General features: G+C 37.0%; 12 protein-coding genes. 8 read left to right on the forward strand and 4 right to left on the reverse strand.

Annotation, left to right across the window (positions count from 1 at the left end; genetic code table 11):
• Positions 1-445 precede the first annotated feature (445 nt).
• From ACFSCX_RS11110 to ACFSCX_RS11135, 6 genes are all read left to right on the forward strand, one after another.
• The gene (locus tag ACFSCX_RS11110) at positions 446-1087 is read left to right on the forward strand and encodes a DUF4247 domain-containing protein (RefSeq protein ID WP_377928299.1); all 642 of its coding nucleotides are present in this window, start codon (positions 446-448) and stop codon (positions 1085-1087) included.
• 20 nt (positions 1088-1107) lie between these two features.
• The gene (locus tag ACFSCX_RS11115; protein WP_377928300.1) at positions 1108-1503 is read left to right on the forward strand and encodes a DUF350 domain-containing protein; all 396 of its coding nucleotides are present in this window, start codon (positions 1108-1110) and stop codon (positions 1501-1503) included.
• Positions 1504-1566: 63 nt separating this feature from the next.
• Positions 1567-3120, forward strand: a complete 1554-nt coding sequence (locus ACFSCX_RS11120) for a polyamine aminopropyltransferase (RefSeq protein WP_377928337.1) — start codon at positions 1567-1569, stop codon at positions 3118-3120.
• 25 nt (positions 3121-3145) lie between these two features.
• Complete coding sequence (locus tag ACFSCX_RS11125) at positions 3146-3823, forward strand: metal-dependent hydrolase (protein WP_377928301.1); 678 nt, start codon at positions 3146-3148, stop codon at positions 3821-3823.
• 89 nt (positions 3824-3912) lie between these two features.
• A complete protein-coding gene (locus ACFSCX_RS11130) occupies positions 3913-4158 on the forward strand; it encodes a hypothetical protein (RefSeq protein ID WP_377928302.1) in 246 nt (81 codons plus the stop codon).
• A gap of 82 nt (positions 4159-4240) precedes the next feature.
• On the forward strand, positions 4241-5557 hold the full coding sequence (locus ACFSCX_RS11135) for a DRTGG domain-containing protein (RefSeq protein ID WP_377928303.1): 1317 nt from the start codon (positions 4241-4243) through the stop codon (positions 5555-5557).
• A 28-nt stretch (positions 5558-5585) separates the two neighbouring features.
• On the opposite strand, the gene ACFSCX_RS11140 is transcribed toward ACFSCX_RS11135, so the two are convergent.
• Complete coding sequence (locus tag ACFSCX_RS11140; protein WP_377928304.1) at positions 5586-5882, reverse strand: YtpI family protein; 297 nt, start codon at positions 5880-5882, stop codon at positions 5586-5588.
• A 146-nt stretch (positions 5883-6028) separates the two neighbouring features.
• On the opposite strand from ACFSCX_RS11140, the gene ACFSCX_RS11145 reads away from it, so the two are divergent.
• On the forward strand, positions 6029-6976 hold the full coding sequence (locus ACFSCX_RS11145) for a DHH family phosphoesterase (RefSeq protein WP_377928305.1): 948 nt from the start codon (positions 6029-6031) through the stop codon (positions 6974-6976).
• 225 nt (positions 6977-7201) lie between these two features.
• Here the strand turns inward: ACFSCX_RS11145 and ACFSCX_RS11150 are convergent, their stop codons facing one another.
• The 3 genes from ACFSCX_RS11150 to ytrH all read right to left on the reverse strand — a co-directional run bounded on the left by ACFSCX_RS11150 (position 7202) and on the right by ytrH (position 8380).
• The gene (locus ACFSCX_RS11150; protein WP_377928306.1) at positions 7202-7423 is read right to left on the reverse strand and encodes a hypothetical protein; all 222 of its coding nucleotides are present in this window, start codon (positions 7421-7423) and stop codon (positions 7202-7204) included.
• Positions 7424-7532: 109 nt separating this feature from the next.
• Positions 7533-8042 carry a sporulation membrane protein YtrI gene (ytrI, locus tag ACFSCX_RS11155; protein ID WP_377928307.1) on the reverse strand — a complete coding sequence of 170 codons (510 nt, stop codon included), beginning with the start codon at positions 8040-8042 and terminating at the stop codon, positions 7533-7535.
• A complete protein-coding gene (gene ytrH, locus ACFSCX_RS11160; RefSeq protein ID WP_377928308.1) occupies positions 8039-8380 on the reverse strand; it encodes a sporulation membrane protein YtrH in 342 nt (113 codons plus the stop codon). Before ytrH ends, ytrI begins: the two co-directional genes overlap by 4 nt.
• A 121-nt stretch (positions 8381-8501) precedes the next feature.
• On the opposite strand from ytrH, the gene dnaE reads away from it, so the two are divergent.
• Complete coding sequence (gene dnaE, locus ACFSCX_RS11165) at positions 8502-11855, forward strand: DNA polymerase III subunit alpha (protein WP_377928309.1); 3354 nt, start codon at positions 8502-8504, stop codon at positions 11853-11855.
• The last annotated feature ends 91 nt before the right edge of the window (positions 11856-11946 follow it).

The raw sequence follows: 11946 nt of genomic DNA on the forward strand, positions 1-11946 counted from the left end.
GAGAAGTTCTTGTCCGCACATAACTGAAATCTAATGAAAAAAGTGAAATCGATGACACGATTTCACTTTTTTTCATATAGAGAAGCTAGTTATGTCCCAGCCTCTTTCATTTTTGATAAAGTTCAGCATAGTTTCTAGTGTTTAGTTCATACAATGTTACGGCTAAATCCAGCCCCAGCGCCAAGCCAAGATGAAATGGCGAAGACCTTTGCCATCTCATCCTACTCGAGGTCAAATACCCTGTCATGAATAACAGGGAAAACCACCCTTTTTTATGACAGGACATTTGCTCTGCCCTTAGGCTAAACGGGGCACATGCGCTTTTTGTTTTGAAAAACTGAGCAATCGCTAGCGCGCTGAATATCATGTTTCCCAAATTTTCTAAAAATATTAAAGGAATTTTAAGGGGAAAAGCTAATAGTCATATACAGGGAGGTGAAAGCTTTTGAAGAGATTGTTTATGATCGTCATCGTCATGACCATGTTAGCCTCGTGTGGTGTGGAGCGGGGAATTCCAAGCACGACCCTTGAGGAACCTAGTAGTGGTCAATCTTCAGCACAAGACAATCGTAATGTCTTATATTATGCTGAATCAAATTTTCCGTTAATAGACGTTGTTAAGAGCAGTTTCAATCAACAAGATATGACGAGAATTTTTCTAGCGGAAAATAAAACAATTGAAGATGTGGCGAATGAACTTTTGGAACATGTAAAAAGCAAGCCTATTGAAGTGAGTCAAAATACAGGTGAAAAGCAAGTATTGGTTTATGACAATTATTTTGCCACTTTAACGAAAGATCCGAATAATGAGTCTAATACGTTTTTAGAAATTGCAACGTATGGATTTGTTAGAGATAATTATCAGCCAGATTTTTTTGATGGACTGCTCGTATTATGGCTTTTAGATGAAGTCCTTGATGTTGATGATTGGGGGAAAAAACAAAAGAAACGTTGCACTGATTCAGGTGAAAATTGTTACAGAACCTATGGTAATATAGGCGGAGGCTTTAAGGGTCCAGTTGGCCAACCATCATTGCGTGGCGGGTCATCAAATGTTAGAGGCGGAGGACCAGGAACAGGAAAATAAACGATATAGGAGGAGAAGATATGGGTCCATTTTTATTAACACTATATTATTTTATCATAGCGGTTATCGTGGTGATTATTGGTTTACTCGTATTTGAATCGCTTACAAAAAAATACAAGGATTGGGAAGAGATAAAGAACGGTAACCATGCTGTCGCGTTATCGATTGCTGGTAAAATTATCGGAATATGTATTATTCTATCCTTTTCGGTGTATCACAGTGTCAAAATAACGGATACGTTAATTTGGGGAGCTTTTGGTGTATTTCTGCAAATGGTGGCGTATTTATTATTTGAAGTACTTACACGAAAGTTTTCTGTGGAAGAGCAGTTGCATAAAGGAAACATAGCGGTTGGTATTGTTACCTTCTCAGTTTCAGTTGGATTAGCGTTTGTAATAGGAGCTTCTATTACATAACAGCATTCCCCTCGAACATTTGACTAAAGGGGGGATGGTTTACATTATGAGAAAGGTGATTTTATCATGTATCAGGACGATATACGAAAAAGTAAAGCCATCTATTGGGCATCAGGGATTGTATCGATATGTGGCATTATTTTTGAAGTTCTATTTGGGGCAATTGGTTCTTACATATTAGGAGATGGAGTGAAACAGTATACGTTGACGATCTCTTTGTTCCTAACTGGAATGGGCATAGGGGCTTCTTTAAGCGAATTTGTAACAAAGCGACTTCTCCTTTCGTTTGTGTGGATTGAATATTCTATTGCGATTATAGGAGGGTTCTCAAGCTTTCTCCTGTTTGGAATCAATGCTTATTTAAGTTCAGGTACAGATGCATTATTTCTTTATTCTATTACGTTAATTGTCGGAATGTTAACAGGGGTAGAATTGCCCATACTCATACGAAAAGCGAATGAGATAGGGGTAACGCTGAATAAAAGTACAGCCAGGGTTCTATTTTCTGACTATGCTGGTGGATTAATCGGTGGCTTACTATTTGTATTTTTATTACGTCCACAGTTGGGTATGGTAAAAACAGCTTTTTTTGTAGCCCTCATAAATGTGATGGTGGCCCTTTGGATATTATTTTACTTTCGAAGCGAAATGCCGAAATTTAAGCTCCATGTTATCTCTGGTGTGTCTATATTTCTTATTTTAATTGGGGGGCTTTTGTTCGGGGAAGAGGCAGCATTTTCATTTGAACAAAAGATGTACCGTGATCCGATTGTCTATGCAGAGGAAACCTCTTACCAACGAATCATATTGACAAAAGAGCAAGGTGATGTTCGGTTATTTCTAGATGGACAGCTTCAATTCAGCTCAGCTGATGAGTATCGATATCACGAAATGCTCGTCCATCCGGCTATGCTGACATCTGCTCAGCCTCAGCACGTACTCGTGCTAGGAGGCGGAGACGGCTTAGCTGTAAGAGAACTATTAAAATATGAGGATGTTTCTACGATAACTGTAGTAGACTTAGATCCGAAAGTTGTTAAGCTTGGAATGAATCATCCAGATCTAATCAATTTAAATGAGCACTCTCTATCAAATTCAAAGGTGAAAATCATCAACAAGGATGCGTTTGAATATGTTGAAAATCATGCTGGATTTTATGATGTAATCTTAGTTGATTTACCTGATCCGAACAATGAAGGGCTTAACAAGTTATATACTGTGGAGTTTTATTCGTTACTTCGAAACCATTTATCCCCTGGTGGTTCTTTAAATGTGCAAGCAACTAGTCCAATTTTTGCAAGAGAGGTTTATTGGACGATTAACAAGACAATTGAAGCAACTGGGCTATATACGAAAAACTTGCATCTTGATATACCAAGCTTCGGTAACTGGGGGTTTGTACTTGCCAAACGGGAAGAATTTGATTTAAACGATACTGAAGTATCCATTTCAACGAAATATTTAACGAAAGATGCTCTTATAGCTTCTACACATTTTGGTAAAGATGTGGATGAGAACGTTATGAATGAAAATGGAGAAAAAATAGAATTACAAATAAATTCGCTTGTTCGACCGATTCTAATCGAACTGTATGAAAAGGCTTGGTTACATTATTAACACTATCGAAGGGAGAGGAAGAGAATTGAAAGTTTCTTTTCACGGACATGCAGTAGTCAAAGTTGAGACCAATGGGAAAACGATTTTATTTGATCCGTTCCTAACAGGTAATTCCTTAACAGATTTGAATGCAAGTGAGGTCAAAGCAGATGTCATTTTATTAACACACGGCCATAACGATCATGTAGGAGATACAGTAGAAATTGCGAAGAGAAACGGATCACTTGTGGTTGCTCCATTTGAGCTAGCTTCTTTTTTAAGTCAGAAAGGAGTATCTGCTCACCCTATGCATATCGGAGGAGCATACGATTTCGATTTCGGCCGCGTTAAGCTAACGCAAGCCTTTCATGGATCTTCTTATGAGGAACATGAACAAATTATCTATACAGGAATGCCAAGTGGAATATTATTAACGATTCATGACAAGACCATTTTTCATGCAGGAGATACGGCTTTATTTTCAGATATGAAATTAATAGGGGATCGAAATAAAATTGATCTTGCTTTTCTCCCTATTGGGGATAATTTTACGATGGGACCTGAGGATGCTGCACAAGCAGCAGAGTGGCTTCAGGCTAAAGTGACAGTCCCAATACATTTTAATACATTTCCTTTAATTAATCAGGATCCAAAGCGTTTTGTGAGCCTAGTAAAGAATGGATCTGCAAAAGTACTAGAGATTGGTGAAGCGATAGAATTATAAGCGTGAACAGAAGCAAAAAGGACAGTTTTTGCTTCTTTTTTATGTTTTCATGCATACATATGAATGAAACAAGCTATGGGGGGATACATGTGAAAAACCGGTTAATTCTATGTTTGTTAATCTGTGCTGTATTAATGTATTATGCTATTCCTAGAATTACCCTACATTTCTCAGGAGTCGATGGTGTGTTTGCATTTTTCTGGCTTATTCTTGCCCTTTTCGTGATTGGCGGAAACTTAGCAGGGTTGCTTTATTCCCAGAAGAAAAATACAAGGAGAAAAGAAATGGGGCGGTATCGCTCTAAGCACAAACGCAAGTTTCTTTCAGAACATTGAACGAAAAGCCTTTCGCCCTTATAATGAAGCCATAGACTTTAGAATAGTCAATAAGCGAATGCTTTGGAAAAGGGTGAATGGCTTGGCTACAAAACATGAACAAATCCTTCAATACATAGATGAGCTTGAGGTTGGTTATAAAATATCTGTTAGACAAATTGCTAAAGATTTAAATGTAAGTGAAGGAACAGCTTACAGAGCAATTAAAGAAGCAGAAAACAAAGGTTATGTAAGTACAATCGAACGAGTAGGGACAGTCAGGATCGAAAAAAAGAAAAAAGAAAATATTGAAAAGTTAACATATGCAGAGGTTGTAAACATTGTTGACGGGACTGTTTTAGGGGGAAGGGACGGTCTCTATAAAACGTTAAATAAATTTGTTATCGGTGCTATGAAGCTTGAGGCAATGATGAAATATACAGGGGCAGGTAACCTGTTAATCGTAGGGAACCGGACAAAAGCCCATCAACTAGCAATTGAAGCAGGGGCAGCGGTTCTTATTACTGGTGGCTTTGATACGGAAGACTATGTAAAAAAATTAGCAGATGAACTAAAACTGCCAATCATATCGACGAGCTATGACACATTCACGGTTGCAACAATGATCAATCGGGCTATTTATGACCAACTTATAAAAAAAGAAATAGTAGTTGTAGAGGATATCGTTACTCCAATAGATAAAACGATCTACCTACATGTAAATGATAATGTAGAAGTATGGTATGAACAAAATGAGGAATCGAGTCATAGTCGTTTTCCAGTGGTAGATTCAGGTCTAAAAGTTGTAGGTATGGTCACAGGCAAAGATGTTCTTGGGATTGACCGCGGAACCCTAATTGAGAAAATCATGACAAAAAATCCTATTACAGTAAGTGAGATGACATCCGTTGCTTCTGCGGCTCATATGATGATCTGGGAAGGAATAGAAGTTCTCCCTGTAGTTGATCAATATCACAGGTTAAAAGGAATTATAAGTCGTCAAGATGTGTTAAAAGCCTTGCAAGTAATACAAAGGCAGCCTCAAGTTGGTCAAACGCTAGATGATAGTGTCATTCATCAGTTAATAGAGCTAGATAGCACAACAGAAGATGAGGAAATCTATCAATGTGAAGTTACCCCGCAAATGACCAATCATATTGGAACCATTTCGTATGGTGTATTTACGACATTAGTAACAGAAGCAGGTAATCGTGCTTTACGCTCCTACAAGAAAGGTGATCTTGTCGTAGAAAATATTACGATTTATTTCATTAAACCTGTACAAATTGAGAGTCTCATTGAAATCAAGCCGAAGGTCCTTGAAGCAGGGCGTAAGTTTGGAAAAGTTGATATTTCTGTTTATAATGAAGGCATGTTAGTTGGTAAGGCAATGATGATGGTTCAGTTAATTGATAAATAAGAAAAAGCTGGGAGTTCCCAGCTTTTTCTTACTTTTTATTTGCTTCCTCTACTACGAGAGGTAAATAATATTTATAAGCTCTATAACCAGCCCAAGCACTACCTACACCAATGAGGACGAAGATAATACCAATGATCGTTGATAGTGTTGAGGGCTGTGCGATAAAAGAGTTAATAGCAAAAAATGTAACAAATAATCCTAGTGCAACACTTGATTTAGCAGACAGCCATTTTCTGTGCATAGGTGCTTTCACGCGGAAAAATTTAATTTTGAAATAAACGTAAAATGATAGCGATAAAATAATTAAAATCATAAAGACAGGCATTGATGTTCCTCCAGATTTTTTATATGTTCCTCCTTTTATTTTAATCTCTAACGGATTAGATTGCCACCATTAGACAATTCTCGCTTTCAAAACAGAACATATTATGATTAAATAAAGGTATTATTAGGAAAAAAAGGTGACACGTTATGAAAGAGCAAATCATTGAGGCTATCGAAAGATTTGATACAATCATCATTCACAGGCATGTTCGGCCAGATCCTGATGCATACGGCTCGCAATGTGGATTGGCTGAAATATTGAAAGCGTCCTATCCAAAGAAAAATGTCTATACTGTTGGTTATGATGATCCATCACTACGATTTCTTAAGGAAATGGATAGTATTAGTAATGATATATATGAAGATGCGCTTGTTATTATATGTGATACTGCTAACCAAGAGAGAATTTGTGATCAACGTTATCACTTAGGGAATCTAGTTATTAAGATCGATCATCATCCAAATGAAGACCCGTATGGTGATATCGTTTGGGTCGATACGTCAGCTAGTTCAGCGAGTGAGATGATATACGAGTTCTATTTATATGGAATGGATAAGGGACTTGTTTTAACACAGGAAGCTGCTCGTCTCATTTTTGCAGGGATAGTAGGTGATACTGGTAGATTTTTATTTCCAAGTACAAATGTAAAAACATTTAAATATGCTGGAGAGCTTGTAGAAAAAGAGTTTGATTTTCCTAATCTTTATGAGGAACTTTATACGACGCCCATAAATGTAGCTCATTTGAGTGGGTATATCTTACAAAACTTCACGTTATCGAACTACGGTGTAGCTACTATGAAAATAAAAAAAGAAATATTACAAAAGTATGATGTATCACCATCAGATGCCTCACAGCTTGTAGGCTCTCTTGGGAATATTGAAGGAATTATAACGTGGGTATTTTTTGTGGAGGAAGACGATCAAATCCGTGTAAGGTTGCGTTCGAAAGGTCCAATCATTAACACAATTGCAGCCAAATATAGAGGTGGTGGACATCCACTTGCAGCTGGTGCTTCTATTTATTCATGGGAGGAAGCAAATCAAGTTGTAGCTGATTTAGAGCATTTGTGTAATCCGAATACATATGAATGAACAGAAGTTGATAAAGGTGAGGAGAGAGCCTCTTCACCTTTTTTTGCTATTAAGTGATAAAGGTTTTCCTATTTCAAATTGTATTCTATCGTGACCAAGCTTTAGTAGAAGACACCGCAAAAGAAAAAACGAAGCTTTTATTGGCGATTGAGGACGTGGTGCCAGCTAAGTTTTCTACGGGATGAAAGTGCAAAAGAGAGGTGAAAAAGTAGTCTAGTGTGCGGACTAGTTTTGGATTTCTAGGTTTTCCTCGACAGGTTCTAAATGATTCTTCACTGGAATAAACCATGAACCTATGTTTGTGTTGTCGACGTAAACTTCAATATTTAAAGCTTGTAACTCTTTTAATAATAAATTTGCCACTTCTTTTGTTTCTGCGTAAGCTGAATATCCGCTTAAGATTTGTTGAAGCTTTTCCCGAACTAATTGTTTACGATTAATGATCAAATTTCCCACCTCCTAAAAAATTTCCATTTGTGCCTATCTTTATTGTATACAAAATGGAGGAGGATTGCTATTATTTTCAGAATATTTTCACCAATTGTTCAAATTTACCTTATTCCTCATGAAATCGCATAGATACTTCCACATCCAAATTTGTGTATAGTAAATAGAGACCACGCACTTCTAACCTATATCTCTTCTCATCAATTGTAATGACTTTGTTTTCAATTGTTCGTTTTATTAGCTCCCTACTTTCGTAAACTGTGCTGATTTCTTTTGCGATTAAATGATTAATATCATGTTTAGCACCTTTTTCTATCTCATACTTTCGAAGTGAATCCAGCTTATATCTCTCCGCATTCAGCAGCTTTACATTGATCTCTTGTAAGGTAATCCCTTTTTTATTTTCTTCATTTAATTTTTCGTAATCCTTTTTCCAAATATCGATATCTTGTTTTAAATTCATGATTTCTTTCGCTTGTTTTGATATATGAATAATTTGGGCATCCTGGTATTCTCCATACATATAGGCAAAGATTATCCAACTAATTAAACCACCGCACACAGCCCCGGCAAAAAATCGCTGCCATGTTTTTTTTTCATAAAGAGCTGGTATTCTCATACGTTAGAATCCTCGTGAGCTAACCAGCTAATAATAAGTGCTCCTGTTTGTGCACCACCGGTTGCTGAACAAATGACTAAAAATTGTTTCATAATATCCCTCGTATTTGCTTCAAAGATACCCTTCTCAAAGCTATAAAATGCATCGAATGATCCACCAATTGCTGCTACGATAGCCCAAATTTTTAGATTGCTAGCATAACGGAGCATTGTAAGTAAAGGAGGATTTCCAACAAAAAAGGCCCCTAATCCACCGACAATACACCCCCCAAGAATAACCCCTAATGCTATAAAATAACTGTTAAAGAAAAAAACGATGAAACCTGTTTTTTCACCCATTTTCATTCCACCCTCTCTCTTTATCATTTATATGGACAGTCCCTAGGAAGTATGTTTTGATTTCGTCTCTTCCTATCCTCTATAATGAAAAAAAGATCTAGAAACAGAAGGTGGGGGAAAAATGGATTTTGTTCACCTCCAAGTAAAGAGTGCTTATAGTTTATTATCAAGTACTTGTAAAATTGAGGATCTAGTAAGACGAGCTCATGAGCTAGGATTCACCTCATTAGCTATTACAGATGAAAATGTGATGTATGGGGTTATTCCATTTTATAAAGAATGCGTATCAAAAGGAATTCGTCCCATTATCGGTTTGACTGTATCTGTGTTTGGGGATGACGCAACCGGCATCACATATCCTCTTATTCTACTTGCTAAAAACAAAGCGGGTTATCAAAACTTGATAAAGATTAGTAGTACAGTCCAAACGAAAAGCCGAAATGGAATCTCAAAAAAATGGGTTGCTGCCTATAAAGAAGGGCTCATTGCTATTACTCCTGGGCGCGAGGGGGAGATTGAACAATACATTCTTCAAGATGAAATGTCGCGTTCAATGGAAGTCGCAAAGTATTGGCAAGATGTATTCGGGTCTAATTTTTATCTGTCCCTACAAGATCATTCATTACTAGAAGAGAGAAAGATTACAAAAGAGCTAATACATATCAGTCATCAATTGGACATACCATTAGTGGTAACCAATGATGTTCACTATCTTCAAAAAGAAGACCACTTTGTTCATGAGTGTCTATTGGCCATAAAAAATGGTGTGAAATTAGCTGACGAAGAAACAATAACACTGTCAAAGCATGAGTATTTTCTAAAATCGAAAGAAGAGATGATAAACCTATTTACCGGCTATGAAGACGCACTGTCTAATTCCGCTAAAATAGCAACCAATTGCCATGTCGAATTTCAGTTCAAGGATAGGCATTTGCCAAAATACCCAGTTTCTGAAACGACAACCTCACACCAATTCTTGGAAGAATTATGCCTTTCTAACCTGAAAAATAGAGGGCTAGATCGTTCACCTTATATTTCAAGACTTCAATATGAGTTAAAGATCATAAAAGAGATGGAGTTTAGTGATTACTTTTTAATCGTGTGGGATTTTATGAAATATGCTCATGACCACAATATTCTCACTGGCCCTGGTCGTGGTTCAGCAGCAGGATCATTAGTAGCTTATGTACTTTCGATTACAAATGTGGATCCGATTAAGTACAACTTACTATTCGAACGATTTTTAAATCCTGAACGCGTATCAATGCCCGATATCGATATTGATTTTCCAGACGACCGGCGTGATGAGGTCATTCAGTATGTTCAGAAGAAATACGGGGGGCTTCATGTAGCGCAAATCATTACATTTGGAACATTATCAACAAAAGCTGTATTACGTGACGTCGGAAGAGTGTTGGGGATACCTCCAAAGGAAGCTGATGCAATTGCTAAAAAGATACCAAGTCGACTTGGTATTACTTTATCCGAGGCCTATAGTGAATCAGATACGTTCAGGCAACATATTGAGCAATCATCGATTACAAAGAAACTATTTGAGGTAGCAAAAAAGTTAGAGGGTATACCTAGACATAGTTCCACGCATGCTGCAGGTATCATTATAAGTGAAAAGCCACTAACAGATATGGTTCCTATTCAGGATGGGCAACAAGGAGTTTATTTAACTCAATACTCAATGGACTTATTAGAGGACATTGGTTTATTAAAAATGGACTTTCTAGGACTCCGAAATTTAACGATTTTAGATCGAATATTAGAACGAATTCGCATTGATAAACGTGTTTCCCTTCAACTTGAGGACATCCCACTTGATGATGAAAAAACTTTTGAACTACTAAGTAAAGGGGACACAACAGGGGTATTTCAGTTAGAGTCTTCAGGGATGAGAAGTGTACTGCAACGGTTAAAACCAACTCACTTTGAGGATATTGTAGCAGTTAATGCTTTATATAGGCCAGGTCCGATGGAAAATATCCCTGTGTATATAAAGAACAAAAGGCAACCAGATAACATACAGTATCCGCATGAAGATTTAGTCGACATTTTAAAAAGCACAAACGGTGTGATTGTCTACCAAGAACAAATTATGCAAATTGCCGCAAAAATGGCAGGATTCTCACTTGGTAAAGCAGACTTATTAAGACGAGCCGTTAGTAAAAAACAGAAAGAAGTGTTAGATGCAGAACGGAAGAATTTTGTTGAGGGCTGTTTAAAAAAGGGATACGAAAAACAAACTGCCCATATCATATATGATTTGATTGTAAAATTTGCGAATTACGGCTTTAACCGAAGTCATGCTGTTGCATACAGCTTGATTGCTTATCAGTTAGCATACTTAAAAGCAAATTTCCCTCTTTATTTTATGACATCGTTATTAACAAGTGTCCTAGGTAATGAGGAAAAAATTGCCCAATACATCCGTGAAGCAAAAATGAAGGAGCTAACCGTTTTACCCCCTTCTATCAATAAAAGTACATATCCGTTTATGGTACAAGGGAATTCAATCCGCTTTAGTCTTGCTGCGATTAAAAATGTGGGTGCTCAAACAATTAAGAAAATTTTATATGTGCGAAAATCTGGACCGTTTCAGGATTTGTTTGATTTTTGTGTTAGGACTGGTACAAATCGAAAAACAATGGAATCTTTACTATTTGCAGGTTGCTTTGACGAATTTGGAGAGGAACGGTCTACGTTATTAGCTAGTTTAGATGTGGCGATTGATTATGCGGAGCTTGTTAAACCTGATAAAGAAGGTCAGCTCGACTTTTCGTTTGAGGAGGAGCTTCTATTAAAACCTCAATACGTAAGGGTTAGCCCTTTTAAGGAAGAAGAAAAACTCAGGTTTGAAATGGAGGCACTTGGTTTCTACTTGTCCAATCATCCTGTCTCTGCCTATAAAACATACTGGGCTGATTTTATGCCCACACTGATATCAAAGGTTAAAGAGGAGTTTATTGGAAAAAAGTGCACCATTGTCGCACTTATTGGCAATGAACGAACCATTCGGACAAAAAAAGGAGAGCAGATGTCCTTCTTAGTTTTAAGTGATCCGGGTGGAGAAATAGAAGGGACTGTTTTTCCAAGGGAATATAGGGAATATCACCATCTGTTAACCGTTGGAAATGTCCTATTGTTAACAGGTAAAGCAGATCTACGTAATGGGGAAGTACAGTTTATCATTCAAACAGTAAAGAGTATGGATGATTTAAAGGAAAAAAATCATAACAAGAAGTTGTTCTTAAAAATAGAGCAAGCATATGAAAACCAAGATACTTTATCTCAATTAAAGCAGTTATTCAAGCAGTTTCATGGAGATACTGAAGTTGTAGTCTATTATGAAGATTCACAGAAGACATTAAAATTACCAAAAGAATTAAAGATAAATCCTACAAATGAGTGCTTGAATAAGATTCAAGACGTGATAGGAAAGAAAAACGTCGTATTAAAAACTTTTTAATCCTTTACATATGGCGGAATTTTGTTATATTGTTAAATAGTCAGTGTGGTCAGACCACTTTGATCAACTGACGATACACAAGGAGAGTGAA

It is taken from the genome of Bacillus salitolerans, assembly GCF_042680805.1.
Taxonomy (GTDB): Bacteria; Bacillota; Bacilli; order Bacillales; family SA4; genus Bacillus_CJ; species Bacillus_CJ salitolerans.